25 protein-coding genes are annotated in these 26,336 nt (G+C 46.3%); 11 read left to right on the top strand and 14 right to left on the bottom strand.

Annotated elements, in window-relative coordinates:
- Nucleotides 1–40 precede the first annotated feature (40 nt).
- From ACKTSG_RS08225 to ACKTSG_RS08215, 3 genes are all read right to left on the bottom strand, one after another.
- Nucleotides 41–376: a hypothetical protein gene (locus ACKTSG_RS08225; RefSeq protein ID WP_272029147.1), complete on the bottom strand. Its 336-nt coding sequence runs from the start codon at nucleotides 374–376 to the stop codon at nucleotides 41–43.
- The gene (locus tag ACKTSG_RS08220) at nucleotides 357–1,547 is read right to left on the bottom strand and encodes a replication initiation factor domain-containing protein (protein WP_407893714.1); all 1,191 of its coding nucleotides are present in this window, start codon (nucleotides 1,545–1,547) and stop codon (nucleotides 357–359) included. Before ACKTSG_RS08220 ends, ACKTSG_RS08225 begins: the two co-directional genes overlap by 20 nt.
- Before the next feature lie 311 nt (nucleotides 1,548–1,858).
- Complete coding sequence (locus ACKTSG_RS08215; protein ID WP_272029144.1) at nucleotides 1,859–2,122, bottom strand: hypothetical protein; 264 nt, start codon at nucleotides 2,120–2,122, stop codon at nucleotides 1,859–1,861.
- A gap of 76 nt (nucleotides 2,123–2,198) precedes the next feature.
- Between ACKTSG_RS08215 and ACKTSG_RS08210 the strand changes: the two genes are divergently transcribed.
- From ACKTSG_RS08210 to ACKTSG_RS08200, 3 genes are read left to right on the top strand one after another with little or no spacing between them, the layout of a single operon-like run.
- Nucleotides 2,199–2,717, top strand: a complete 519-nt coding sequence (locus ACKTSG_RS08210; RefSeq protein ID WP_046782870.1) for a hypothetical protein — start codon at nucleotides 2,199–2,201, stop codon at nucleotides 2,715–2,717.
- On the top strand, nucleotides 2,714–3,355 hold the full coding sequence (locus ACKTSG_RS08205) for a hypothetical protein (protein ID WP_046782869.1): 642 nt from the start codon (nucleotides 2,714–2,716) through the stop codon (nucleotides 3,353–3,355). Before ACKTSG_RS08210 ends, ACKTSG_RS08205 begins: the two co-directional genes overlap by 4 nt.
- A gap of 1 nt (nucleotide 3,356) precedes the next feature.
- Nucleotides 3,357–4,331 (top strand): hypothetical protein, encoded by a 975-nt coding sequence (locus ACKTSG_RS08200; protein ID WP_272029143.1) that lies wholly within the window; start codon nucleotides 3,357–3,359, stop codon nucleotides 4,329–4,331.
- Nucleotides 4,332–4,357: 26 nt separating this feature from the next.
- On the opposite strand, the gene ACKTSG_RS08195 is transcribed toward ACKTSG_RS08200, so the two are convergent.
- The 9 genes from ACKTSG_RS08195 to ACKTSG_RS08155 all read right to left on the bottom strand — a co-directional run bounded on the left by ACKTSG_RS08195 (nucleotide 4,358) and on the right by ACKTSG_RS08155 (nucleotide 11,732).
- Nucleotides 4,358–4,639, bottom strand: a complete 282-nt coding sequence (locus tag ACKTSG_RS08195; protein WP_046782867.1) for a hypothetical protein — start codon at nucleotides 4,637–4,639, stop codon at nucleotides 4,358–4,360.
- A complete protein-coding gene (locus tag ACKTSG_RS08190) occupies nucleotides 4,629–6,017 on the bottom strand; it encodes an FtsK/SpoIIIE domain-containing protein (protein ID WP_272029141.1) in 1,389 nt (462 codons plus the stop codon). The genes ACKTSG_RS08195 and ACKTSG_RS08190 overlap by 11 nt, the downstream gene beginning before the upstream one ends.
- On the bottom strand, nucleotides 6,014–6,301 hold the full coding sequence (locus ACKTSG_RS08185; protein ID WP_046782865.1) for a hypothetical protein: 288 nt from the start codon (nucleotides 6,299–6,301) through the stop codon (nucleotides 6,014–6,016). Before ACKTSG_RS08185 ends, ACKTSG_RS08190 begins: the two co-directional genes overlap by 4 nt.
- A gap of 18 nt (nucleotides 6,302–6,319) precedes the next feature.
- The gene (locus ACKTSG_RS08180; RefSeq protein ID WP_272029139.1) at nucleotides 6,320–6,571 is read right to left on the bottom strand and encodes a hypothetical protein; all 252 of its coding nucleotides are present in this window, start codon (nucleotides 6,569–6,571) and stop codon (nucleotides 6,320–6,322) included.
- Nucleotides 6,572–6,584: 13 nt separating this feature from the next.
- On the bottom strand, nucleotides 6,585–6,848 hold the full coding sequence (locus tag ACKTSG_RS08175; RefSeq protein ID WP_272029138.1) for a hypothetical protein: 264 nt from the start codon (nucleotides 6,846–6,848) through the stop codon (nucleotides 6,585–6,587).
- A gap of 74 nt (nucleotides 6,849–6,922) precedes the next feature.
- The gene (locus tag ACKTSG_RS08170; RefSeq protein WP_155287037.1) at nucleotides 6,923–7,294 is read right to left on the bottom strand and encodes a YdcP family protein; all 372 of its coding nucleotides are present in this window, start codon (nucleotides 7,292–7,294) and stop codon (nucleotides 6,923–6,925) included.
- Between the two features lie 18 nt (nucleotides 7,295–7,312).
- Complete coding sequence (locus tag ACKTSG_RS08165; protein WP_155287038.1) at nucleotides 7,313–7,636, bottom strand: DUF961 family protein; 324 nt, start codon at nucleotides 7,634–7,636, stop codon at nucleotides 7,313–7,315.
- Nucleotides 7,637–7,678: 42 nt separating this feature from the next.
- Entirely contained in the window at nucleotides 7,679–7,921 is a 243-nt protein-coding gene (locus ACKTSG_RS08160) for a hypothetical protein (RefSeq protein ID WP_045137143.1), read from the bottom strand.
- 1 nt (nucleotide 7,922) lies between these two features.
- Nucleotides 7,923–11,732: a SpaA isopeptide-forming pilin-related protein gene (locus tag ACKTSG_RS08155; RefSeq protein WP_272029343.1), complete on the bottom strand. Its 3,810-nt coding sequence runs from the start codon at nucleotides 11,730–11,732 to the stop codon at nucleotides 7,923–7,925.
- Between the two features lie 610 nt (nucleotides 11,733–12,342).
- Here ACKTSG_RS08155 and ACKTSG_RS08150 point away from each other — a divergent pair.
- The 4 genes from ACKTSG_RS08150 to ACKTSG_RS08135 are packed head-to-tail and all read left to right on the top strand — an operon-like array spanning nucleotide 12,343 to nucleotide 21,130.
- Entirely contained in the window at nucleotides 12,343–15,018 is a 2,676-nt protein-coding gene (locus ACKTSG_RS08150; protein WP_407893708.1) for a class I SAM-dependent DNA methyltransferase, read from the top strand.
- Nucleotides 15,008–16,960, top strand: coding sequence for a DEAD/DEAH box helicase (locus ACKTSG_RS08145; RefSeq protein ID WP_407893706.1), 1,953 nt, complete (start codon nucleotides 15,008–15,010; stop codon nucleotides 16,958–16,960). Before ACKTSG_RS08150 ends, ACKTSG_RS08145 begins: the two co-directional genes overlap by 11 nt.
- Nucleotides 16,953–18,164: a GIY-YIG nuclease family protein gene (locus ACKTSG_RS08140; protein ID WP_407893704.1), complete on the top strand. Its 1,212-nt coding sequence runs from the start codon at nucleotides 16,953–16,955 to the stop codon at nucleotides 18,162–18,164. The genes ACKTSG_RS08145 and ACKTSG_RS08140 overlap by 8 nt, the downstream gene beginning before the upstream one ends.
- 53 nt (nucleotides 18,165–18,217) lie before the next feature.
- Nucleotides 18,218–21,130: a TrlF family AAA-like ATPase gene (locus ACKTSG_RS08135; protein ID WP_407893702.1), complete on the top strand. Its 2,913-nt coding sequence runs from the start codon at nucleotides 18,218–18,220 to the stop codon at nucleotides 21,128–21,130.
- A gap of 108 nt (nucleotides 21,131–21,238) precedes the next feature.
- Here the strand turns inward: ACKTSG_RS08135 and ACKTSG_RS08130 are convergent, their stop codons facing one another.
- Nucleotides 21,239–21,400 carry a hypothetical protein gene (locus ACKTSG_RS08130; protein ID WP_407893700.1) on the bottom strand — a complete coding sequence of 54 codons (162 nt, stop codon included), beginning with the start codon at nucleotides 21,398–21,400 and terminating at the stop codon, nucleotides 21,239–21,241.
- Nucleotides 21,401–21,721: 321 nt separating this feature from the next.
- Here ACKTSG_RS08130 and ACKTSG_RS08125 point away from each other — a divergent pair, with 321 nt between their 5' ends.
- The 4 genes from ACKTSG_RS08125 (at nucleotide 21,722) to ACKTSG_RS08110 (ending at nucleotide 26,018) form a co-directional block, all read left to right on the top strand.
- Complete coding sequence (locus ACKTSG_RS08125; RefSeq protein ID WP_407893698.1) at nucleotides 21,722–23,002, top strand: replication initiation factor domain-containing protein; 1,281 nt, start codon at nucleotides 21,722–21,724, stop codon at nucleotides 23,000–23,002.
- A gap of 77 nt (nucleotides 23,003–23,079) precedes the next feature.
- Nucleotides 23,080–23,286 carry a DUF3173 domain-containing protein gene (locus ACKTSG_RS08120; protein ID WP_003575700.1) on the top strand — a complete coding sequence of 69 codons (207 nt, stop codon included), beginning with the start codon at nucleotides 23,080–23,082 and terminating at the stop codon, nucleotides 23,284–23,286.
- Entirely contained in the window at nucleotides 23,279–24,553 is a 1,275-nt protein-coding gene (locus ACKTSG_RS08115; RefSeq protein WP_407893696.1) for a tyrosine-type recombinase/integrase, read from the top strand. The genes ACKTSG_RS08120 and ACKTSG_RS08115 overlap by 8 nt, the downstream gene beginning before the upstream one ends.
- Before the next feature lie 340 nt (nucleotides 24,554–24,893).
- Complete coding sequence (locus ACKTSG_RS08110; RefSeq protein ID WP_407893694.1) at nucleotides 24,894–26,018, top strand: SIR2 family protein; 1,125 nt, start codon at nucleotides 24,894–24,896, stop codon at nucleotides 26,016–26,018.
- A gap of 65 nt (nucleotides 26,019–26,083) precedes the next feature.
- Here ACKTSG_RS08110 and ACKTSG_RS08105 read toward each other — a convergent pair.
- Nucleotides 26,084–26,336, bottom strand: a 253-nt coding sequence (locus tag ACKTSG_RS08105) for a transposase (RefSeq protein WP_407891817.1), incomplete at its 5' end; no start/stop codon positions are given.

The following is a 26,336-nucleotide window of genomic DNA, read 5'->3' as shown; positions in this document are numbered from 1 at the left end:
ATTGCGATTGTTTTGGCGCGGTCAATCGCGACCAAGTTTGTTAATCGAAAAACAGGTCTTCCACTGGTGCAGCGAAGACCGGCCAGCCTGATTCTTCGGCAGTTTGATAAAGCAGTCGGCGCAGCTCGCCGTAGTTCAAGGCGCGCCCATCGCGGCCAATCAATGCCGCCGGGTGTTCTTGTTGCTGGTGCCGCCAAGCGATGTAGTCTTGTGCTGTGAAGGCGAAACTGTTCATGTCACAAATGCGCCGGTACTGTTTGTGTTCGACCACGCCGACTAGCGCAGCCTTGTAGACGTACACATTCAGCACGCAGTCTTTGAATGCCTTGCCTCGCAGCGGGTGGGAAGCAAGCACGTCATTGACCAAACATGTCACCGCCTAATTCCTCGCTACCGACAGTCTGTTGTTCAATCAGTTTGAGGTGCTTGTCGGTCAGTTCGGCGTCCTTGATCATGAGTTGCAAGTCAGTAGTGCCGAAGTAGTTGTCGATTTCCTTGATGACCTTGAGCGTGGGCATGACTTGTTTTTGGAGCCACGCCTTGGTCTTGTTCAGGTCAAAGGGTTGCGGTTCAGTAGTCAGGCGAATTGGCTGACGACCTTTGCCGATGAAATATGCCCAGCGTTCGTTAAGCGGCCACTTCAAGCGGCTTTTCTCCGGGACAACATCCACAAACCGCATGTAGCGAGTGATGATGCCGAATGCGACCTTTTCGGCGTCACGGGTAATCAGCATGTTCTCAATCGCTTTGATGGCCCGCTCGTTTTTCAAACGAATTTCAAATCGGTTGATGATCGGCGTGTCAGCAATCGAGATGCCACGCTTGGCAGCTTGTTCAGCGGCTTTTTCGTAGATGCAGAAATACACGTCGCTTTTCATCGTGCCGACGTAAAGCGTATTGCCTCGGCCAACCTCGTCGAGATCCACGAGCTTTCCTGATTGCAGCCCTTGGAATGACCGCATGACAGAGATGCACTCGTTGTTCAGGCACTTATCGATCAGCTCTGGGATGCTTAGCAAGCCAACCATGTCGTTAATCGCAATATCGACCCGCTTGAAGATGCCGCCAGCTTCATCGACCCGTAGGAAGTAGTCGTACCAGTTTTCACCGTGACCAAGCAGAATGCCTTCAAACTCTCGGCAGCCTTGGCCTTTCATCTCAACCAGCGTGCCGAGATTGGAGCCAACCGGTGCCACCATGACCTGAATGTTGGAGAAGATATACATAGCTGAATAACCGTAGAAGCCATGTTCCTCAAATATCAGGTGTTCTGGGGTCAGACCGAGAATCTTAGTGATCACGTCCTTGGCGTCATGTGTGGGGAACCGCACGCGCATGTAGTCAAACATCAGCGTCAGTTCCGGTTCATCTTTCCAATTATTGAGCAGCCGGTCGATTTCCATTTGCAGTGCGGGACTTGGGTTCGTCTTACCGTTTTCCACTTGGACGTAATGCATCCGTGTGACGCCTAAGCGCCGGGCGACTTGAGCTTGGGTTAGCTTGAGTTGTTTTCGATGAAGCTTAACTTGTTCATGCCAAGAAATCATTTTTAACCTCCATTGATTTTTGGACAAAAAATGATGGATGCTAGGTGCAATCCATCATTTTGTAATTATTCAATTTAAGCCTGTCATATCAGGCTTTCTACCTTGTGTTCAGGCACAGGCGTTGTATTTAATACCCCCCTGTTAGAGTACTGGGGGTAAGCGGTCGGCTGGCGCCGACCGCTGCCACTCACGCTTGCGGCTTTCGCGTTGCACGCCGCGCGTGGCGGCAGGGTGCAGCCTTGCTGAATAGATTGGGTAGGCATAGTCATACTCCTTTCAAAGGTTTTGTCTTGATGATGGAATGTAGCCGATTAGTAATGGTGCGCCCAGTCATGGTAGGTGAGAATCATGCCGTCGCCAGAAATATCAGCCGTGAACCAGAAGTACACGGGTTTGCCTGATATGGTACGGTCAGCGGTCAGCTCCAGCCAGTGATCACCGTCTTCCCACGGTTCAATGTAATCGCAAAGCTCCATCAAGGCGTCTTCGGCGTCATCAAAAGTGGCATTCTTGATCTGGGCGGCGTAGTCCTCGGTAAACCGATTTTTGAATTGAATATTTTTAATGAGAGTCATGACCCGTTCCTTTCATATATGGAATGGAGTAAAATGTGTAGATGATAGCACAACGGAAGAGAGGAGGGTGACTCACGTGGCAACGCAGATAAAACTTCTAAGTCAATACAATCGGCGTCAAACGCCAATGAACTGGGGGCAATTCTTTGGCGTTTTTTCGAGGAAAGACAGTTATCATGTTGCAGTCACCTATACTCCTGACAATTTTATACAGACACTTGAGAGCACCGATTATATTGAAGCTGCTTCAAAACGGAAGATAAGTAGCTATGATTTCGATGACAATTCATTTGTTCAACTGGCTAAAGCACTAAGCCGCTTTTCTTTCCGGGTTAGAGATGTTAGCTGGACGGATTCTGTTAAAGAGCATTTATCTGATTTGATTGATTTTGATGATCCTGAAATAGGATTAAACTTTGAGTCGACTATGAGTTTGATTCAAAGCAATTTGTCAATTGATTTTCAAGGTATTCAGATGATTTCGCTTGTTGACAATGCGAAAACTAGAATTGAAATTACCCGATTTGGAGTTGTGAACATTCGATCTGTTGCGACTTCAAACCTGCAAAAAGTTATCGAGCAGGTTCTTTTATGAAGAAAGGGTATTGGGCAACATCACTAGACGGAATTGAGAAGATTTTCGTATCTTCTTTTTTGCCGATTTTGTACTGGTCAGGACATCTGGGCTTTGCACTCTCAATTGAAAATAAATTGGGCTTGCCAGAACAACTCCGTCCGATTTTTATGACAGCTGTGCTGATTGCAGTTCCCGGCGCGCTAATATATCCACTCATGCGAATGGCATTTAGGCGATGTAAGTTCGAGATTTCCTTTTCAAGGTCAAGCGTAAATCTGCCACTCAAAAAACACGAACCGAAGCCGATTACGATGACGGTTAAGGTCTGCGAGTTACCGTGGCTTGGATGGCTACTAGTCCGACAATTTCGATTGACATTTAATTTGATAGCGAGCGCTGACATCGTTCTTGTTAAATGTCCTGATCGAAAAGCAGAATTAGAATATACAGAGATGTCCGATGAAGGAAAATTAAGAGTCGATTTTACAAAAGGAGTAAGATCATCTGGTGAGGATACCGTTATCGAGATTCCTGTAATATTGCAACCACAGTCGAACAAGGGAAACGTCAAACTCTTGGTTGAGGGACGTGGGGGATTTTTGTTCAGAATGTTGGTTCATGTTGACGTTTCGCAGATGCAGGTAAGGGTGGGCTAATTTGGTTCAATCACAAAAACGAGTTGTACGTGCAAAAGCTCAGAAAATTAAAATACCACGGGGACTGACCGAATTTGTTAATCAAATTCACGTTGGAACTGAAGCTGTTTATTCAGATCAAATAGTAAAAAATTTGCCGAATGTTGAACGATACGTCTATAAGTGGGAATCCGTATTTCAACTCGTAGACTTCCCAACTAGTGCAAATCGCCTCAAAAAATGCTATTGGGCCAAAGCCAGTGTTGAGTATCCCAGAAATAAGCGAACCGATTCTGATGGCAAGTTACTTGAAAGAGATCGCCGAGTGAACATAAATGACGTAACTGTGCTTTTGGTGGAAGACACTGACATCGAGTCATATCTAATCGTTGTGTCTTCTTACAAACCAGACGTTGGACGAATTGATTATCTCGTGGGAAGCGAGAAAGTTCATGAGTTAGAAATGGAGGATCTTATACCGAGTGACTTCTTTGTTTGGCTATACTATTCGTATAACAGACACGAGGAGGTTCTTCCAGATTTGAACCTAAACAATATTGTTGGGTTTACTGGAATCATAGCCGATGATACCAATCAAATTGTCGGCTCCTCTATTAACATCCCAGATCTAATTATTACCAAAGCATTTGTCAGCAACGGGTATGATCTTAAGAGTCTTAGATTGGATCTTAGTGATACGGTCTTGACGACAATCAGCGCATTGAATGAGGATCGCTCTTTGGTGATGGATTTACCTAGAACTGAGCTTAATTTTGACGGTCAAAGTGAACGCGATTGGTTCTATAAGATGGTTCGAGCAACATCCTACATTTATGCCGGGTTGCTTCCTGCGTTGCTTGAACAGTATTCGCAAAAGCAACAGGCATTCGTGACGGAAAATAAAAGTTTCTCAAAGGAAATTGGTATTGAAGTTGTTCAGGCAATTGTTAAGCATAATCAAATTAAATCTAGCGAAATTAACTTTAATCTTGGCTAAGCACATGTCTATGGTGTGCTTCTTTATTAGAAACAATCTTCATCACCTTCATCTGCGACGTTGGTGTAAGTCATGATCAAGCCATCGTCGTCGCCAGTAGTGACGTTGAACCAAAAACGCTTCGGAAAACGATCAGTGGTCAGTCCGCCGGGAGCGCCCATCCAGATCCGTGAATCTGGGTACTCGTGGGCGTGTAGCGCCAACCATTCAAGTTGGTCTTCCGCGTCTTCGTCAGATTGGAAAGGCACGTTTTCGTGAAAGTCGTTGAGGAATTGCGATTGGTTTTCGATTTTGACATCAGTGCTCATTTGGCACCTCCTGTTCTGTTGGGGTTGCAGGAACGATATTAGCGGCGGCGCCGATTTCGGTGAGGAAGTCATAGCCGCGTGGCACTAGTGGTGTGTAAAATTCCGAGATCACGCTACCGCCAGTGTCCACATAGCCACGTCCTTTAATTGGTTTCTGGAAGAAGTCTTTGTTGGTCTCGCCGAACATCATGGAATAGCCCAGCTCACTCATGCGCCCAAGCGCAACGCGGAACATAAACTGGTCGCGTATCCCGTCGCCCAAATACTTTGCGTCAGGCCGTTGGCAAGCCAATACGAGAAAGAAGCCAGCTTGACGACCAAGCATGACGATCTGTTTGAGTTTGGACATGACTTGCATGGCATCGCGGCCAAGCATATCCATAAAGGCCACGTATTCATCAAAAATTAGGAAATGGGCGGGTAATCCAAGATAGGCGTAGTTCTCGCCGGTCTTGTATCCGTCCATTTGTTTCATTTTTTCGTTGCGCGCTATCATGTTCTGATAGAAGGTTTCAAGTGCACCCATCATGGCCTCCTTCTTGGAATAAACCCCTGGCATCACGTCAGCAAGATCGGCAAGGTCGGCATTTTTCGGGTCAAGAATAGTGAGCTGGGCACCGTCTTTCAGCAGGGCTTCAATCAGCGTCAAGATGAAGTAGGTCTTACCACCACCCGTACCACCAGCGATTAACATGTGGGGCAGCGCGTCATAGTGCCAAGCCACAGTTTCCATGAGTTGCATGGAGCCATGCTCACAAGTCACGTCGGCGATGGTGATACGCTTGCCAATGGTGTCATAAAGCAAGGTGTACTCGACATAAGAATCGTGCAGAATCTTGTCGACCAGCTCACAGTAAAGACCAGCCTCTAACTTCTTTTCCAAGTGCAGGAGCTGATCTTGATAGGAAGACATGACGATTTCAACGGAAACGTGGATCAGCCCGTCTTTGAGCCGGTAGTAAATCTTTGGAAAGTGCGAGATCTTTTCTTTGGTGCGCGTGGAGCCTAAGTCTTTGAAGAAACTCTCACTGTTGGACTGGTCAGTTTGGTACCACTTGTTCTCCATAATCATACGGGCGAGCTTTTGGCGGTGTTCCATCTGCTTGTAGGAATCCGCAAACCAAGTTCGATATGCCCACAAGCCAGCACCAAAGAGTAGTGCTGTGCATAAACTGTTAATAATCAGCGGCAGCCATGACCAACGCAGTGCCACCACGTCCGGCCAACTAAAGAATTTCAAGTTGATTTGTCTTAGCAGCGGCCAATAGGCAATGGCAGCCCCGGTTACCCACAAGCAAAGCACAGCGGTTATGGCCGTGTTGTAGACTAGGCTGCGTTGACGGGGATAGACCCGTGTACCACGATACGTGAATTTCATTCGTCAATGTTCACTCCGTCGTAGCCAATTACAAGACCAAGTGGGCTACTTGAAACGTTGAAACCAAAGCGCGCGCCTTGGAGATAGGCTTCGGGTTTCGCACACTGCTCACTGGCTAAAATCAAATCACAAGCATTCATGCCAGCTTGAATCGCGTGATTAGCTGCGTCGATTAAGTTGATGATAACGTCACCAGTGGGTGATGCGCCGTTGTCAAAATCAGCGATGTGTTCGTAGTGAAGTTGAAAATCGTCCAGATTGACGAGAGTTACTTGATCATTCATAGTGTTCTCCTTTGGGCGTTACTTGACGCCAATATATTTGATAGCGGGTTGTCGGTATTCGGTGTCGATATTGAAGCTGAATTCTTTGGATTCGTGATCGCGGGGACATTCGCCGTCTACCCAAATTGAAAATGGTTCGCCAGCAGTTGTCTGTTCAGCAGCTATTATTACTATGTCGATCAAAGCGTCTGGGCTAGGATCGTGAAAGTCAGGGTTAACTAGTGCGGGATAGTCCTCCAAAAAGCCGTCAATGCATAGTGATTGTGCCATGTCACCAGTCCTTTCATTCATCGCTGACGCCCAGATACGAGAGCCGCAAGCCATCTTCACCTTCGTATGAAGTGAACGAGAACAACTTATTCATGCCGTCGTTAGTTTGTTCGCTGTCGATATGCAGGTGTTGGTAGGATTCGGGGCTGTCTTCCATGAGTTCCACCATGTCTTGCAGGATCTCGTCTGGGTCAAGGCGGTAGTCGTTGTCGATTTCTTCGTTATAGTCGTCGATGAACACTTCACGACCAACTACGGTCAATGTGGGAGTCATCATCAGGGATCAACTCCTTTCGTTAGTGACAAGTAACCGCCGCAGCGGGCGGCGCGCGCGAGGAGTGGGGCAATGAGCTATTTCTTGTCATTGTTGTTTGGCTTCTCCTGCGGCTTGACCGGTGCGGTGGCAATCACGAGATCCTTGGCCTTCATGTACCACGAGGTTTCAACTCGGTTGAAGTTCGCGTTTGCCACGGTGTCAATCACGGGATCAATCAAGGTCACAATCTGGTTGTACTTAAAGTCCTTGACCCCAGCCTCTGCCGGAATTGAAACTTGGATCATCATTCCTTGTTTCATAGACTTCAAGTCATAGGTGCGTTCCTTCACGTCGTCGGTACGGTTGCCGTCTTCGTCTTGCACGAAGCGTTCGCGGCGCTGACCGGAGAATTTCAAGACGCCAAAGGTTTCTTCTAGGTCGATAACGATGCCTTCTGCTAATCGCATGTGGGTTCCTCTTTTCTTTTATTTGACTGGGACAATATCGTCGGCATTGCAGATGTAGCGCACAAAGGCTTGTTCACCGATTCGGTAGCCAACGGTCGCAATGCGTGGCTTGATGACGGTGACTGGTGCATCAACTTCAATGCTCTCAGCCTTGTCGCCTTTCTTCGCTGGAATGGTGATTTCGATGTTGTCGGTTCGCTGCAAGTCGGAGAACAACTCGTAAGTGCGGGAGACAACCTTGCGATTGTCGCGATCACCTTCTGACAGTTCGCGCTTGAGCGAGCCGAAGTACAGGTGGCCGAACGTCTTTTCAATGTTTGGTGCAACAAATTTGAGTTCCATGTTGAAGTCTTCCTTTCGTATTCAAAAAGCCGGGTAGTTGGGCTACTCGGCTGTGGCTTGGTGATAGTATTCGGTTAGTTGTTGGAGCAGATAGTCGTAAAACGATTTGGAGATTGGGTGAACCGTGCGGCCATCAGCGTATCGTGGGAACTGAATATACCAGCGATACTGACCTTCGATGAGCTTCACGTTTTTCAAGATCAGCACATGATCCAATACGATGTCTCCTTGGAGCAGCACGTCGCCACCGGGATCGGGGTACATATTGATAGAAGAAATGCGCATGTTACTTGCCGTCTTTCTTCTTGGCACCACCGATCACAACCATTGCAGCGAGGACGCCGAGCAGCAGTACCACACCGATGACGAAGAGCCAACCAGACGTCGCGTTACCGGTTTGTGGGAGACCAGGCTTAGGCGTCTGCTTGTCGGTCATGACGGCCTTCACGATTTCACCATCCTTAGTGATTTCGAATGGCACGAGGGCTTCGCTAATTTTGTAGCCCTTTGGTGCATCGTATTCTTGGAAGCTGTACTTGCCAGCAGGCAGATTGCCAAAGGAGAAGACCCCGTTCTTGGCAGTGCGACCAGATACAACCGTCTTGCCGTTTTCATCCAGAATGCGGACGCCGGTGTTTGGTAGCCGCTTGCCGGTAGAAACATCGGTCTTGGTCAGTTCTCCCGTGCCCTTGATCAAGTCGTTGGTCAGTTCAAAGGCGATAGTTGGTTTCTTGGTGTCAGCTTTTGTCTCGCCAATCTGCTTGTCCTTGCTATCGAAGACCGTCACGCCGTCCTTGGTAGACACGAGCTTGAGAGTTTCCTTCGATAAGACAAGGTTGGTGGCAGAAGGCTTGGATTCACGGAGATAGAAGGTGCCGACTGGTAGGTGCTTGATGGAGCCAGTGGAATCTTTGCCGACGGTGATAGTCTGAATCACCTTTTTGTCAGCGTCGAGCAGTTCAAAAACCGCACCAGCAGCGTTACCGGTCATTGCATAGGAGTAGCCTTTACCCGAAACCAGCGTGGCAACTTCATTGATCTTCTTGAATGACAGTTCGTTTTCATGGAGCTTGTTGTTGATCACTTTGCCGTCATTGAGGTCGATGCGTTTGATCTTCTCGTTGTCGGTGGTGTGGAAGTGGAAGCCATACATAGCCGTGTTCAAGTCGTGCTTCTCACCAGCATCAAGTTCCTTGACGTAGTAGTAGCCTTCTGGCAACTGGATTGCGCCAAATTCAGCCTTACCGTCTTTGACCGTCGTGGTGGCGACGAGTGATTCAGATGGGATCACAGTTTCGCCAATCTTGGTTTCGCCTTGCGTGAACAGGCCGAAGATCTGGCCGTTAGCCGCAATGTTCTTGATTTCTGGGAGGTTGTCCTTCCAGCCAGTAATGCTTTCTTCTTGCTTGTTAAGCGTGATGTCGAGTTGTTGGAAGTCGTTCTTGGCTTCAAGTGAGGTAGAGGTTACCGTCACTTCTTGCCCGGCATACTTGAGCTCAAAAGCAATCGGATCAGGGTTCATGATGAAACCATTTGGTGCAGAAATTTCAGTTGCCGTGTACTTGCCAAGATACAACTCTGGGGTTTGAATCTGGCCTTGAGCATCAGTGGTACTAGTGGCAACCACGTCACCCTTGTGGGCACGAATGGTACCGTCAGCCGTTGTGATGTCTTCTGCTGCCTTGAACTCGAACTTCGCACCAGCGAGGGCGGTATAGTCGTAATTGAATTTGTACTGATCGCCGTATTCAGTTTCAACCTTTTCGACGGCGACTGGGGTAGCCCCGGTCTTGGTCAAGGTGGCGACACCCTTTTGGGAGAGGTCAGCGAACTTAATGACCACGATGCCGTCCTTATGGCTACCATCGATGGTGAACTTGGCTGGTTCCTTAGCCAGTACATAGCCTTCTGGAGCTTGAACTTCTTCGAGTTGGTACTTGCCGTAGCCGAGCGCTTCGGCTGTGATCAACTCGCCGGAATTGTCGGTAGCGAACTTATCAGTCGTACCGGCCTTGTCGGCAGTTGGCTGGACTTCGTACTTGTTGGTTTGCAGGTTCTTAATCCGGAAGATTGCACCAGCGCGCAGCACGGTCTTACCAGTTTCGGTATCGACTTTGACTACACGCAGCGTTTCTTCGATGACCTTGTTTTCGATGCTGTAATGCTGGGACTTCTGGGTACCGTCAACAGTAACCGTGAACGGCTTGATGCCGTTGTAGCCTGTTGGGGTCTTGGTTTCAGTAACGGTGTAGGTGTCGTAAGGCAAATCCGTGAACTTCACGTAGCCTTGGGCATCGGTGAGGCCGGTACGAACCACCTTGCCGGTGGTCTTACTGGTCACGGTGAATTGAGTATCCTTGAGCATGACCGGCTTAGTGCCTTTGACTTGGGTTGTCCAGTCGTAGTTCCCGTACTTGAGCAAGTCGAGATTACCGGTGATGACTTGTTCCTTGACCGTCGTGGTGGCAGTTGCAGTGGTGACGTTCTGACCTGCGTAAGCCAGCTTGAAGGCATGCTTTTGTGGGTCAAGCACGTAGCCAGTCGGTGCCTTCACTTCTTGCCAGTAGTAATCGTCCAGTTCCAAACCGGAAACGGACGCTGAATTATTGGCAATCGTCACTGCCTTCACGAGCTTGTCATCGGCTGCGCGGTGGAGCTCGTAGACAGCGCCGTTAAGGCTTGCAGCGCCCTGTGGCTGCTTACCCGTAACAGCATCAACTTTTTCGATGGTGGCAGTGCCACGTTGTTCTTGATCGGTCGTATCGACGTGAGCAGTGGTGACCGCGACATTTTGACCAGCATACTTCAATTCAAATGGCAGCTTAGTCGTATTCAGAACGTAGCCAGCAGGGGCTTTTTCTTCCAGCGCGTAGTAGCTACCGAGCTTGAGGTTCTGCAAGGTTCCTTTACCATTGCTGTCGGTCGTGATTGCACCAACCCGTGCTCCGTTATTGGTGTAGATTCCATAAACGGCGCCGTTAAGCGAGTAATAGGCATTGAACATATCACTGCCGAACTCACGCCCAATCTTGGCGAGGGTCACGTTACCGAGCTGTTCCTTGTTGCCGAGGACAACTTCAACGGTCTTGCCGGGTTCGATGGTGACTTCTTTGAGTTCACCCTTATTGACGTAGCCGTTCGGAGCAGTGACTTCGCTGATCTTGATTTTGGTACCTGCTTTGATCCCGTTCAGAGCGGCATAGCCGTCAGTGCCAGTCGTGACTTCCTTGGTGGTGCCATTGTATTCAAACTTGAGCTTGGCACCCGGCAGCCCCTTGTTAGTATCGGCGTCAACCTTTTTTGCTTTCACGTTACCATTTAAGTTGACCTTGATTGGCAGGCTGAACTCACCGTTGCTGGACAACTTGAAGTTGACCAGTTTCTGTTGTGAGCCTTTCGTGTAGACGAAAGAGGTGCCCACGTCGGCAGCTTTGGCAATCGCATAAGCCACCTTGCCGGATTCCTTCGACTGGGCAGTGGCCGTCAGCGTGAGCTTATTGCCAGACTTCGTAATCTTGAGATTCGCGGTGTTCGCTGTTTGCTGGGCGAAAGCCGCGAGCCGTCCGTTAGTATCAGTCAAAGTGATTGAATCACCGACTGCGAGCGTGATCTGTTTGCCGTTGAAGGAGGGTTTGCGATCATGTGCAGCGACCTTATCAAGAATCAACTTTTTTTCAGACTGATAGGATTTATTCGTCGTCGTCAGCAACGAATCGCCGAGTGTTTCCCAAATAATCATCTGGGTCACGGCGTAGTTGCGGTTGGTTGGGTTCTGATGGTAGCCATAGTATGCAATCTTGGCTAGTTGATCCTTCTTAGCGTCGGAGTAGGTGCTGGGGTTGTAGCCGGAGCCGCTCATATCGAGATCGACCCCGTGCTCCACACAGAAGGCAACTTTACCGTCCACTTTCTTCATCCAGATACCGTTTTCTGTCCAATGCAAACCATTGAACAGATGCAAGTGCCAAGTGTTAGTCCAGTCAGCGACCTTAGTGTTGGTCATGCTGGCGGCAATCGCCATTGAGGCTGGGATAAAAAGCTGGACGAAGATCGCAATTAAAGCGGCGAATACGGAGGTTCGCCGAACTACTTTCATCAATGTAATTCCTCCATTCTTATTTTTCGGTAGCAGCGTGTGAACTAAGTGCAAAAAAATTGAAGCTGAATCACGGTTCGGCAACGTAATCCTGTTATCTTATTTAGAAAATTAACGGGCGACTATTCATCGGTGAATAAGTCGGAGACAAATAAATAACAGGAAATAAAAATAGACCGCTCGGACATTGAGGGTCTACGTTTACTGTTGATATGAAGTTTTCTCCTATTTGCACCGTACAACTTTTATGCTGCTTCCAAAGCTGTTTTTTGTGATATAATCGGTCTTATCGAAATTCAAAAGCCTTTAACGGCGCCCATTTGCGCTCATTCGGCTTTTCAGGGCAACAGAGTGGGAATAAAAGGTACATGTAAATCGAACCCGGAATGTTGATTTAACGGCATTTTCGGAAGATACAAAGGATACGATTGGCGGGGGAATTGTTACGTTCCCCGCCAGAATCCCCGCCAAGTTTGGGCCGAATGAGGTCTGAGCTGGCGGGGATTTTTGTAATCATTTGAGAAAGCGCTATACATTGTTTAATACCTTCTTGTAGCTTGCTATATTCTATTAGATAATTAGCCTAAGAACACCATGTAGGGGGAGCAAAATGGCAATCACCGAGTACGAAGATCAAATTCAAGAAATCGTAAGCGAACCGGATCATTCCGAGTTTATTTATGATTTTCTGGGCGTTTACGACATTTCCAGAGCAACTGTTACCAAGTTACGCAAAGGTATGAACAACCTAGCGAAAGAAGCGGGTGCGGTCTATCTGAAAAATAAGTTGTACTTCAGAGAGGGAACTGGCGATTTAATGCAAGACTATGCTAACCTGCAAGAACGAGTTGACGAACTTGGTTCCAAGCCGCGTTATCTTCTGGTTACGGATTACCAGCACTTGCTTGCCAAGGATACAAAGACTAACGAGACGCTCGATATCGAATTCGCGAAGTTGCCACAGTATTTTGACTTCTTTCTAGCATGGAACGGTATTGAAAAGGCTGATTTCGATAAGGAAAATCCTGCTGACGTTCGGGCGGCTGAACGGTTTGCAAAGCTATACGATGTCGTGGTTAAAGATAACCCGGATGCAACACGCAAAGGATTGAACCTATTTCTGATTCGTATTCTGTTCTGCCTGTTTGCTGAAGATACCAATATTTTTGAACATGACTTGTTCACTAATCGAGTTAAGCAGATGACTGCTGATGACGGTAGCAATTTTGACCAGTTCATCGGTAGTCTCTTTGGCGTGCTGGACTTTGAGAAGGGTCAGCGGCCAGTCGATACTCCTAGTTGGTTGAACGACTTCCCATATGTTGACGGCGACCTGTTCAAAGATCAGCATGAATCCTTACACTTTAGCGCCAAGTCTCGCAAGCTCATTATTGAAGCTGGGGAGCTGCTCAAGTGGGATCAGATTAACCCCGATATCCTTGGCTCGATGATTCAGGCGGTTGCCAGTGAAGACAGTCGTAGTCATCTTGGAATGCATTATACTTCTGTGCCGAACATCATGAAGGTTATCAAGCCGCTGTTTTTGGACGGATTACGCGAAGACTTTGATTCTGCCAAGGGTAATGAAGATAAGTTGCAGCAATTGTATGACCGAATTGGCAGAATCAAGTTCATGGATCCGGCCTGCGGTTCTGGTAACTTTCTGATTATCACTTACAAGGAATTACGGCAGCTTGAAATTGATATTCTAATTGAGCTTAACAATATTGGTGTCTCAACTATGTATGTTCCATCGGTTACGCTGGATCAGTTCTATGGAATTGAAATTGACGACTTTGCATGTGATGTAACGCGATTGTCGTTGTGGATTGCTGAGCATCAGATGAATGTGAAGCTTCATGATCAAATTAGTGATGCAGTCCGGCCTACGTTACCGTTGCGTCATGCAGGCGCCGTGTTAAACGGAAATGCACTAGAAGTCCGTTGGAGTACAGTAATGGCTATCTCGAATACAGAGGAAGCATATATTTTTGGCAATCCTCCTTATTTGGGATCAAAGAAACAGACTGACGCACAACGGAGTGATATTCAACGGATTATGAACGGTGTTCAAGGTTCCCGTACTCTGGATTATATTAGCGGATGGTTTATGAAAGGAGCACGGTATATTGCTGGTTCTAAGGCGAAGTTAGGCTTTGTTTCGACGAATTCGATAGTACAGGGCGAACAAGTGGCCGTTCTATGGTCAGAAGTGAGAGCATTAGGCGTTGAAATAGAATCGGCATACTCTAATTTTAAATGGAATAATAGTGCAAAGAACAACGCAAAAGTGATTGTTGTCATTGTGCAGCTTGCAAGTTCTGACATGATCAAAGATAAGAAGCTGTTCTTGGGGGATTCAGTTAAACACGTTTCAAACATTTCGTTTTATTTAAGCGAGGGTGAATCTACTCTAGTACACAAGCGTAGTGAAAACTTGAATAAGGGACTACCTGAGTTACTATTTGGAAGCATGCCTAATGACGGAGGTGGACTGATATTTACACAAGATGAATATGATGAAACAGTTCAAATGTATCCTGAACTAGAACCGGTTTTTAAAAAATTTATTGGAGCTCAAGAGTTCATTAATGGTTTTCATCGCTACGCATTATGGCTGAATAAAAATGATTATGAGACGTTTGCTAATAATCCTGTTGTAAAGGAGCGTATTTCTCAATCGAGAAAACATCGCCTGTCCAGTAAAGCAATTACCACTAGAAAACTAGCGCAAACTCCATATCGTTTCAGTAGTCCTCACGAAACCTCTAATCAAACAATTGTAATTCCATCGGCATCATCTTCAAACCGGCTATATGTTCCTATGGGAATTGTTGGGAACGATACGGTTGTATCAAATCTAGCCTATGCCATCTATGATGCCCCAATCTGGCTCCTGGGGCTTCTAGAATCAAAAATGCATATGGTCTGGTTAAGCGCAGTTGGTGGAAGGTTAAAGACTGATTACAGGTACTCAACGGGGTTAGTCTACAACACGTTCCCAGTACCTGCCCTCTCAGAAAGACGAAAAGATGAAATTGAATCATTAGTGTTCAATATTATTGATATTCGTGAAGAAGAGAATGGTACTTTAGCTGAGTTATACGGGTCACCTTTAGCCGAAAAAAATTCGAAGCCAATGAATAGTCGCTTAGCGGCTGCGCATCAGGTCCTAGATAACGTTGTGGATAAGGCATATAAATCCGAAGGGTTCAAAGATGATTCACAAAGATTGGCATTGTTACTGAAAATGTACGAAGAAAGAGTGAAGTCTCTTGGAGAATAGAAATGTAGTTGATGTAAATTATCATCAAACTGGAAGAAGTACGAATACAGATGAGTTGGGCATGCGTGAGATGCAGGCGCGTGTCTACCAGCATCGTAGTTCACAGTACATTTTAGTCAAGGCCCCACCAGCTTCTGGTAAGTCACGGGCTTTGATGTTTGTTGCGCTTGATAAGCTGGCTAATCAAGGTGTTCGAAAGGTTATCGTTGCCGTTCCTGAACGCTCGATTGGGAAGTCTTTCCAACACACCGAGTTAGCGAAGTTTGGTTTCTATGAAGATTGGTCAGTAAACTCGCAATATGATCTTACTCTAAATGGCGGAGATGCTGGCAAAGTTCAGAAATTCATTGATTTCATGAACGACGATACGGCTACCATTCTAATTTGTACGCACGCCACGCTGCGCTTTGCGTATGAGAAAGTCGATGATGATCACAAGTTCGACAACGTAATGTTAGCGATTGACGAGTTCCATCATGTTTCCTCTGAAGACAGTTCTGTCCTTGGTGGTGCGCTGAAGAACATTATGCACAACTCAACGGCTCATATTCTTGCAATGACGGGGTCTTATTTCCGTGGCGATTCATCGCCAATCTTAACGCCGGGAGATGAGCAACAGTTTGACAAGGTCAATTATACCTATTACGAACAACTGGACGGCTACAAGTATCTGAAGTCGTTTGGCATTGATTACAAGTTCTATCAGGGCTCATATATCACGGTTTTGGACAAGGTGGTAGATGTGTCTAAGAAGACCATCATTCATATTCCTAGTGTTAATTCCAGTGAATCAACCAAGGACAAATACAATGAGGTTGATGCGATATTTGATACCATTGGCACGGTTGAATCACAGGATGACGAGACGGGTATCTACACGCTGAAAAGTCATGTGGACGGGCGTTCGTTGAAGGTTGCTGACCTAGTCAATGAAGAGGGCCGCGATAAGGTTCAAGAATACTTACGTAAGATGAAGCAGGCTGATCAGCTGGATATCCTGATTGCGTTAGGAATGGCCAAAGAAGGCTTTGACTGGCCGTGGGCTGAACAGGCGTTGACTATTGGCTATCGCCGTTCATTAACGGAAATTGTGCAGATCATTGGTCGGGTTACGCGCGATAGCTCCAATAAGACGCATGCTCAGTTTACCAATATGATTGAACAGCCGGATGCCAAAGACGGTGACGTTCAATATGCGGTCAACTCGATTCTTAAGGCGATTACTGCCTCACTATTGATGGAACAAGTACTGGCTCCGGAGATTCACCTGAAAGCACGCAAGCATAAGACAGAAAAGTCTTCAGGTAATGGTGGTGACATCTTTGTCCGAGGATTGAAAGACCCGTCGACTAAGGCGGTTCGGAGCATCATTGAGAATGACATGCCTGACCTGAAGGCGGCTATCCTGCAAGATAACGCGGTGAAGAATGGTATTGCGGCTAATGTAGACGCTGAGACGATGAACAAGGTACTGATTCCTAAAGTCATTATGACCCGCTACCCAGGGCTAAATAATGAGGAAGTCGAAGAAGTCCGTCAGTACGCGGTAGCAGACACTGTGCTGCGGCATGCTGTCGTGGATCAAACTACGGACAAGCACGGCAACACCAATGAATTTTTGCGAATGGCTGATAAGTTCATCAACGTCAACGAGTTGGATATCAACTTAATTGATTCCATCAATCCATTCCAGCGGGCATATGAAGTGCTGTCCCAGAATATTGACAGTGACGTTTTGCGAACAATTCAGCGTTCTATTGACGCTAAGAAGTTTGACTTTGATGAGGCTGAACTCGTCTACCTGTACAATCAGACTAAGCAATTTATCGCCGATAACGGTCGGGAACCAGATAAAGGAAGTCGCGACGAGCTTGAGGTAAAGATGGCGTATGCGCTTGCTAAATTAAGGGATATGCAGGCACGGAGGCAGCAGAATGGATAATCAAAACTTGATTCGGTCGCTAGATGACATTTTTAGTGATCCAGACGCAACGTCTTTGCTCGCTAGCAAACCCAAGCATACTCCTGTAAGCTATGATCCCACGGTAGAAGGATTTCAAGAGATTACCGAGTGGGTGATTGCTCATGACGGTAGCGAGCCACAGAAGCTGCGAGATCCCTCACAGATGAAACAGCGCAAGTTGGCAAGTCGATTGAAAGGTATCCGTGAAGATCCTGAGCGTCGGGATTTGTTGATGCCGTATGATACAGCAGGGTTACTAAGTGTTCATGAAGACGGCCCAGCGTTGAATGAAATTGTGAAAAACGAAAAGCAGGATTTCTCATCGCTGGATGATATTCTTAGCGATGATTCCATTCTGTTTAAGAAAAGTGATCAGCAAGCTTCTGGTAGTAAGTTGTTCGATACCAAGAAGCTCAACGAAATTCAGCGTGAGCAAGAAAATCGTCCGGAAGTGATTTCTCAGCGTAAACCGATGAAGGAATTCAGTCAGTATGAGGCTATGTTCCATAAGGTTCAGGCTGAAATTGCCTCTGGTCAGCGGCAGCTTCGCCCGTTCAAGAATTATGAGTTGCTGAGCAAGCACTTCTACGTTCTTAAGGGACAGTTACTGTACATTGATGAGATTGGCGAAGAAATCAAACTTGATGACAATAGCAACCGGAAAACCGATGCAAGAATGCATGTGATCTATGATAACGGGACTGAAAACAACCCGACTCGAAATGGGCTTGCCTCATCTTTGTATGGACGTCAAGGCAGGATTGTTACGGAAGTTGAGCATGGGATTGAGCTGACCAGTGACGACCACGTGACGGGGTTCATATATATACTGGAATCTTTGAGCGACAACCCTCAGATTAAGCGAATACAAGCTGAGCATCCACTATACAAGGTTGGGTTTACAACCGGATCCGTACAGGCAAGAATTGCCAACGCCGATAATGAGTCAACTTATCTATATGGTCCAGTACGACTTGTCGGCGAAATTAAAGTGGTGAACTTGAAAGCGGAAGCGTTGGAAACTGCGTTACATCATGCATTAGCAGAATATCAATTGGATGTAGATATTACCGCAGCTAACGGGCGAATTGTTAAGCCGCGTGAGTGGTTCATAGTTGATATTGCAACCATTCAAGCAGCCGTACAGTCGATCATGATTCGATTGAAATCTGAGCAAGATTAAATAGCTAGCGGTAAGTAATTTATGTTTATGGAATGATGAAAAGGGGTAGTTGTATGTCAGCGATTGGATCAATCTGGCATAAGTGGGATTTACATGTGCATACTGCAAGTTCATATGATTCTAATTATAATGCAGCGGATCATGACATTAAATTGGTCTCAGCTTGGGTAAAGTATGGAATCTCTGCAGCAGCAATAACGGATCATGGATTAATCGACGAAGAGCGGATTGCAAACATCCGGAAGATTATTTCAGACCAGAACTTAAACATTACGGTGTTTCCGGGTGTGGAACTGAGGACCGATACGGCTAGCTCGAATTTGCATGTAATTGGGATATTTTCTGAAATGTCGGATATGCATGCGCTTGCAGAAGACTTTCGAGCCTTTGCTCGTCGCCATAATTTGATAGATAATCCACAGACTGCATATGTTTCATTGCCAGATATTGTTAAATTTGTACGTGACGAACAGCATGGGCTAATATCGGTGCATGATGGGAAGAAGAGTAATGGCTTGGGAAAGGCGACTGGATTAAGCGGTTCTAAGGATGATCCCAATCGAGATTTTAAGACTTTACTGAGACATGACTTCAGGTCACAGGTTGACTTTCTAGACACTAATTCGGAGCAGTCTGCGGAATCCTTGGTGGCATACGTATGCACGGGAGATTTGGACGGACTACCAGTCACAGTAAACAGTGATATTCATTCGCCAAAAGCATATCAAGATGAAGCGGTGACATGGATTAAAGCGGAACTGACTTTTGATGGACTTAGAGAAGCATTTTCTCAACCAGCTGGTCGAATCTCGTTTAAGGTTATTCCGAAGGAACTGCAGGACCAAGGGTTGAGGAAAAATTCGACCATCTCCGAGATTGATGTACGGAGTGACGATGGAAAATCGGATTGGTACGGAAATTCATTGCAGTTACCGTTAAACCCAGGACTAGTTACAATCATTGGAAACAAAGGAGCTGGTAAAAGTGCGCTTGCTGATGTACTCGGGCTTGATGGTAAATCACGTAATTTGAACGATGCTTCGTTCTTGTCAAAGCATCGATTTAACGACAAATCAAGGTATGGTTCAAGGTTTAGCTCACGCCTTCGATGGTGCGATGGGACCGAAGACGATTGGTTAAAGTTAGATCAGAAGCCTTCAAGTACGAACGGGAAAGTTGAATTCTTACCACAGAGTTATATCGAAAAAATAGCTTCATCCGTTAGCGACGAAGAACTGTCTAAAGAAGTCCAGAAGATTGTGTTTGACGCGCTTCCGAAAGGTAAACGTCTGGGACAGCGTTCTTGGGCAACTCTGATTGAAAAACTAGAGCAAAAGTACACAACTAGCATTCAGGATGCCAGAACTAGATTGCAAAAAGTGAATATAGACATTCTGCAATTAGAATCAAAATTAAAAGTCAGTTACCTTGAGGAGAGACAAGAGAAACTTCATACTATTCAAGCTCAAATTAAGAGTATGGAATCAAATCCACCGAAGAAGCCGCTAATTGAAAATCCAGAATCTGATGAAAGCGAGAAAAGGCAAGGCTTAGTGGATAAGCTGAAGACTAACAAGAGGTTCAAAGAGACTGAGGAAAAGGAACAAGGAAATATTTCACAATTCATATTAGATTTGAATGAATTGCAAAATAGCGCTGACAAAGTAGTTAATACGATTAATGAATATAACAAAACTGTCAAAAAATTTGTGGAGAAGTATAGTACACTTTTACCAAATTTGACTGAAATTACAGAACTTACTGAGACTATGCAAATTACGGCCAATATCTCGTCAAATCGTCAATCGAGTCTCTCAAAGAGTCAGGCTGCCGCTGAAAGCAAAAAGAGCCAACTTCAAAAAGCAATTGATGAGACAGCAAAGGAAATCGAAACATCTAATAAAGAAATCAATCGACTGGATAGTAAGATGAGTATCCAGGGTAAGCAACAGGCACAATACCATGATGCTTTAGAAGCTTGGAACTCAAAACTATCTCTTCTAAAAATAGGGGATGAAGGGTTAGATACTGATTCTGAAAAATCGGTTCTGGAGGAGATTCAGAATTGCACAGATAAGATTCCCAACCAAATTGCAGAGCTGTATAAGCAACGCCATTCTCTTGTTGAGCAGATTTTGAATCTGATTAAAGAAAAAGGGAGGCAATTAGACGGACTGTATCTTGACGCTAAGCAGTACATTGATGTGCTGAACAATGTGGATCAACAAAACGGTATTAACACAGAGCGAGACAGCGGTGTTGAATTTGTTGGAACCATTCAGCCAGTATCAGGATTTGTCCAGACCATACTCAGTAATGTTGACGGCAGAAAAGCTGGAAAACTAAGAGGATCTAGTGAAGCCGCAGATTTTATTAATTCAGAGTTGGATAAAACTGACGTTTCCATCTCGAATCAAGTGATTGATTTCATTGAAGCAGTGCTTTATCAGAACGACCAAAAAACTAGTCGACCAGACTTTGACGGCTTAGAAGGAATCTTTCGAGATCGGGCCACTGCATACGATTATTTGTTCGGTCTCGAATTTTTAGACGCGGAACTACGGCTCATGTACAACAAGCGTCCATTACAGGCTCTGTCTGCTGGTGAGAAAGGACTAGTACTTCTTATTTTCTATCTGGGGCTATCGCGGCGTGAATATCCGCTTGTAATTGACCAGCCAGAGGATAACTTAGATAATCAATCCATATTTAAGCATTTGGTGCCGTATTTACGATATGCGAAAACGCAACGACAAATAATTGTTGTTACGCATAATCCAAACATTGCCATTGCGGCGGATGCCGATCAAGTGATTGTTGCCACTATGGACAAAAACACAAATACGTTTGCATTTGTCAGCGGAGCCCTAGAGGATAAAGATATTAATACGCAAATTGTTGATGTCCTTGAAGGGACTAAGCCGGCATTTGATCTACGTGACCGACGTTACTCGCTGTTCGAGTAAGAAAAAGGGATGATTAATGTAACCGGATGAGCAGCCAAGAATTATTGGAAAATCTCTTTAGAAGTTCTTTCGCTACACCTACTTCCGATTTCGTCAACACCATCAATTCTATTCAGCAACTTCAAAGCCCATATCTCGGCCAATACCGTTGATGATATGGGTATTTTTATTTGCAGAAGAGCTTAGAAATTGCTTAGAAATTGAATCAATATGTCTTTTTTGGGGGCCAGTAGCGCCGTCTGTATCGTCACGTCCGTTAGCCAGTAACATTAAAATCCTGTTACAGTTCAACAACTTTCAGTTTCAAAACGCGTCCTACAAACCGTCTGTATATGTTGAGAGCGAAAGTTCTCACAGGCCTTCCGGAAGGGTCTTGCAACGTACGCCGCCGTGCGCGGCGTGCAGCGCGAAAGCCGCTAGCGCGAGCGGCGGCGGTCGGCGTTAGCCGGCCGCCACAAGCCCCCGGTCTCTAATAGGGGGGCAAATATTAGAGACAAAATACACGTAAGTAGGACGAAAGCGCCGGTGGCAAGCCACTTTGCGTAAGCAGAAAGGCGGCTTTGCTGTCAGGTTGCTTCGAAAGGAGCTAACATGCTGAAAGATTTGAACTTAGTCGGCGGGATGACGAATACCGACTGGCTAAACCAGTTTCATGATGAGATGCGCACGTATAAGATTACTCAAGGTCAATTAGCGAAGACGGCTGATTACAGTCGATCGCATCTGAATCAGTTGCTGACGGGAAATAAGCCAATCAACCAACAAGCGCGGTTGCGGTTGACGTTAGCAATGAGATCGTTGACTGGTCAGAACAATATTGACGTCTGTATTGATTACTTGGGCGTTACTTTCAAGTCGCACGACTATGAAGAACTGGTAACCGAGTTGTTCCAGCTCAACCTCAATCATTTCAATCTTAAAGAAGGCGCGCGTTATGGATACGCGGCCACCTTAAAATGCGGTGAAATCGACGTACTACTGTCACCATATCAAGATGTGAATGCAGACGGGTATGATCCTAGTGAGGATAGCGGCACGATGATTGAGTTGAAAGGTCAAGGCTGCCGCTATGTTGAATCTTACTTGCGTCAGCAGAATCGCACCTGGTACGACTTCCTAGAGACGTGCATCGCGCTTGGCGGCCACTTCACTCGCGTTGACCTCGCCATCAATGATCGTAATGGTTTACTCGATGTGCCGACCTTGATTGAGAAGTGTGACCGCGATGAATTCACCTCGCGTTTCCACGGCTTTCGAGATAATCGTACGAAGCAGTGGGAGGCATCGGGCAGAACTTTGTATCTGGGGTCGCCGCAAAGTGAAGTTTACTTCTGTATTTACGACAAGGCTTTTGAGCAACACCAGAAGCACCCTGAGATTGCGATTGAAGACCAGCCGATTCGCACGCGCTTTGAAGTCCGGCTACGTCGCAAACGCGCCGCTGCGGCAATTAAGAATTTGTTGGCGGAACGTGATCCAGAAAAAGTGGTTTTTGGAATCATCAACCGTTACCTGCGTTTCTTGACGCCGAGCCACAAAGCTAAGAGTCAGTGGGCGACAGATCCACGCTGGGATGCCTTCATTGGCAACAATCGTGACAAGCTGCAACTTTCTACCAATCCTGAACCATTGAGTTATGCACACATTACCCGCTGGCTGAAGAAACAGGTCGCGCCGTCACTGAAGATGTTGCAGCTGATTGATCAGTACAACGGCACCACTGAGCTGAAGGCAATCATTGACGGCGGCAAGCTAACGCAACGCCATTGGGATTTGATTCACCACTACCAGCACCAACGCAATGGCGTGTTAATTGATTCAGAACAAAGTGAGCAAATCAAAAAGGATGACTACGCCGACCAAAGCAAGTAGCCACCCTTCACAGATAAGATATGGATCCTATCTGGTTTGATTATCTCACTTCAATCAGTGAGAAGGAAGTGACGTAATTGGATAAGAGTTTTGTTTGCTATCAAGATCTGATGGCATTAGGCTTCAAGCAGCACACCGCGCGCGATATCATTAGACAAGCGAAGCAAAGGATGGTACAAAAGGGTTATCCCTTGTATCTCAACCGAAACTTAGGGCGCGTGCCGCGTTCTGTCGTTGAGTCCATTCTCGGATCACCGATGAATGGAGCTGTTGAGAATGAGTAAAACCAAATATCCAGGCGTATTCATAGACGCCAAAGGTAACTTCTACTATGAAACCGAGTTAGGCACCGACAAGATGAGTGGCAAGCGCGTCCGCAAGAAAGGGCGGAAGGACAGTCAAGGAATGCCATTCAGTACCGCGTTTGCTGCAAACAAGGAGCTGACACGGGTAAAACGTGAATATCATGAGGCGCATGGGTTTACGAACTTCCGCATGACTTACCGCCAATTCATGAAGGACACGTATATCCCAGCGTACAAAACTGACGTGGAGGGAAGCACCTTTGCCGTCCGTAATCGCAGCTTTGACATCTGTATTGCACGGTTTGGCGACCAGTTGCTGCGCGACATCGACATCACTGACGTGCAGAACTTCCGCACGTGGTTGCTCACGGATGAGAAAGACGGTGGTGCGGGCTACTCGCAAGGCTATGCTGGATTAGTGTTCGGCTGTTTCCGCAAGTCCCTTGACCACGCGGTACAGATGCAGTACCTGTCCAGTAATGTGTCAAAGCGAGTTAAGGCGATTCCTAAGGCCAAGAGCAGTGTGCCGTTTTGGACGAAAGCTGAGTTTGAACAAGTTATCGCGCAAATCTGCATTGATGATGTATACGGGCACCTGAACTTCGTGATGTTGTGGCTGTACTTCCTGACTGGCGTGCGGGTCAATGAAGGAACTGCGCTGTGGTGGCGGGATGTTGATCTCGCCAAGAAGCAGCTACACGTTGACCACATGCTGGTGATGAAGAACCGGCATGACTGGGAACGCCACGACTACACGAAGACGGACAGCGGCAAGCGGATCTTGACGCTCGATGATGACACTGTGGCGATTCTGCGGCGATGGCGCGAGATACAGACGAGTTTCGGGCTGGGTGGGATTGATGACTTCATCATGACCTATGACGGCTTGCCGATGACCAAGTCGACGATTTCGCGGATTATCCACCGCTACGCCAAGCTGGCGCAGGTGCACCCGGTCGAAGGCAAAGGGCTGCGCCACAGTCACGCGTCGTATCTCATCAATGAGTTCAACGTCTCGGTGCTGGTGTTGTCAAAGCGCTTAGGCCACTCGTCACCTGAGATTACGCTCAAGCACTACTCGCACTTGTGGGGTGGGCTGGATGCTGACATCGCCGAACAGATTGCAGGCAACATCACAATCAAAACGGCGGGTCAGAATCAGGTGCGGTTCGTGGGGAATCAGGCGGTAAAGTATGACCAGCTAAGCCCCGCCAAACTCCCCGCCAAAACGGCATCCGTAGTGTAGAAAGCTAGTGATGGCGCGGGTTAGCGCCGCTGAAGATACGCTTGAATGGGAATAAAAATTTCGTTTGGGTAAGACGTCACATCCCAGAAATATTGATTCAGAGTCTAGACCAGTTCTAGATTCTGTTTTTTTATACTTAAGTGCGAGTAAGCAAGACCTGGAACATCGAATCGGCCTGCGGAAGAAGAGAAGAAATGAAAGGAAAAGAAGAAACAACAGCTTGTTGTATATAAAATAGTAGTTCTCAATTTAACTGAGAGGGTTGGCACGTTTCCAGGCGGAACAGTGACGAATATTCAACCGTGGTTTTTGATGTGTTGCTTGGGAGGAGGAGTTTTGAATGTGTGACGATTCAGCTTTACATCGATTTAATACAGAAGAGGAGATCAATCAGATGGTGACGGACATCTCATCAGCTCAGCGGGAACTATCTCTCGTATGTGTCATTGGTGCAGGTGTTTCAATTTCACAGGGATATCCAGATTGGAATCACTATGTTCTTGAGCTGATTGATTACTGGAGGTTCCATCTTGATGTGATTGTAGACCGTGATGATACTGAACGTAAGGAAGTGAATCGAGAAGATCTCGTATTTTTGGAATGGTTACGCAATGCAAACTATACCAACAAGCGAAAAGTAGACCTTGTTAATTATGTTGTCGAGCAGTATTCAGAAGCAGTATCGCATGATAAGTTAGAATCCAAAAATATTTACTCCGAAGTTGTCAATGAATGTGAACACTATATATTCTTAAAACTTCCGCCAATTCAAGGCCGAAATCAGATTTTGGAACAGCTTGTCAGAATGCATACAACTTTTGTGACAACGAACTATGATCAACAAATTGAGGATTCAATTACCCGCCAACTTGCGCAAAAACCAGTTAGATACGCTGATATAACTGAAATGCCCACTTCATTTCAAATCGATAGCATAATTCATATCCATGGGATGCCAATTAAGAATGTTCGGATGTTCGTTAGTTCATCTACTTCATACTCAGATCTATATTTCGGACATACAGAACTCCGCCAAAAATTTCAGAAATTTTTCAGTAATAAGAAAAAAATCGTGTTCCTATTTATTGGATGCAGCATGGAAGAGGAGGAAGTACTTTCCCTTCTTGAAATTCCCGGTGTTCAACTAGTGAAGTATGCTTTGATGAAATATAATTCGAGTGAGAATAGTGCCGCCGATAGATTCCAGAACCAGAAAATAGCGGATTTTTATTGGGCAAAACGGTCTGTTAAGTTCATCTGGTTTGGTGACAAATTTTCGGCATTGCCAACGTTTATTGAGACCCTGGTTAAAAGAGTTGATGCCAACCAAATTTCTGGGACGTTGCAGTCAGAGGATTTAACCTGGATTATTCACCTCGGTATTTGGGACATGAAATCGCATCTGGCCGGTCTGAAAGCAACGTTTGGAGCGTTGCGAATACTGACTGAGCGGAGAAGTTGGTGATCGATGCACCACGAATAGACCGACCCAGTTTTCGGCTCGACGCACGACCTATTCAGTTATTCAGTTCAGGTCGCCAACTGATGGACTTCGTCCATGAGCCGACTAAACCAGTTCTTGTAAACATAGTTAGAAGCAAGATGAATCACCACACGACGGGCGTGCCAAGTAATCCTACCGGCGATGTGAAAGAGACTGAACCGTAGCGAGGAGATGGTTGAACGACGGTCTTCCGAGACAAAGAGCTGTTTAAAGAGCTGAACCAGGTTATAGGCAATACCGGTGATCAAGGCTCGTGCAGTGTTCCGTGCAAAAGTTGAG

The organism is Lacticaseibacillus salsurae, assembly GCF_045862175.1.
GTDB lineage: Bacteria > Bacillota > Bacilli > Lactobacillales > Lactobacillaceae > Lacticaseibacillus > Lacticaseibacillus salsurae.
Note: the sequence above shows the minus strand (reverse complement) of the source record. Positions and strands in the feature narration are given on the sequence as shown.